The organism is Mesorhizobium sp. M7A.F.Ca.US.006.04.2.1 (genome assembly GCF_004022915.1).
Taxonomy (GTDB): Bacteria; Pseudomonadota; Alphaproteobacteria; order Rhizobiales; family Rhizobiaceae; genus Mesorhizobium; species Mesorhizobium ciceri.
The window spans coordinates 1-656 of sequence record NZ_RZQA01001531.1; the positions used below are offsets into that span (position 1 = coordinate 1).

The window sequence follows — 656 nt, forward strand, 5'->3', positions numbered from 1 at the left end:
GCGCCGCGGCCAGATTGCCGCCGGCGCTTTCGCCGCACAGCACCAGCGGCAGGCCTGATCTCGCCGCTGCCCATTCGAAGGCGGCCACCGCATCGTCGAAGGCGGCGGGATGGAGATGCTCCGGCGCCAGCCGGTAATCGACCGACAGCACGTCGAAACCTGTGCCGGCGCAGAGCTCGGCGCAGATGTCGTCATGGCTTTCCAACCCGCCGAGGATGAAGCCGCCGCCGTGGTAGTAGACCACCATCGCCTTGGCGGCGTTGCCCTCGAGCCGGTAGCGCCGGACCGGGATGTCGCGGCCGGCGGCGGCGATCAGCCCGTCGCTGGCCTTGACGCCAGCCGGGCGGCCCTGGTGGAAAGCCCGGCTCATCCGGTCGTAGACGGCGCGCTGCTTGTCGATCGGCAGGCCGATGATTTCGGGCGGATACCAGGCGTTGACGGCGTCGATATAGGCCCAAAGGGCCGGGTCGAGCCGTGTTTCGTAAGAGCCTCGCGTCATAGATCGGCGTAGAGCGCGGCCGCGTTGTCGAAGCTGAAACGCAGCGGCACCGAGCCCTCGACCTGCCAGACGGTGACGGTTTCGCCGGCCAGCAGCCGGCAGGCGTCGTCGGTGTCGGTGACGGCGCCGCCATAGAGCCGGTTGGCGAGGTTGAGGA

At 69.2% G+C, this 656-nt stretch carries 1 protein-coding gene and 1 pseudogene; both read right to left on the minus strand.

The features are described from left to right. Positions 1-499 (minus strand): alpha/beta hydrolase (locus tag EN925_RS38550; RefSeq protein ID WP_164894815.1); only part of this gene is annotated, 499 nt, incomplete at its 3' end. Then, positions 496-656 (minus strand): annotated as a pseudogene (locus EN925_RS41335) (isochorismatase); the annotation flags it as partial. The gene EN925_RS38550 and the pseudogene EN925_RS41335, both read right to left, overlap by 4 nt.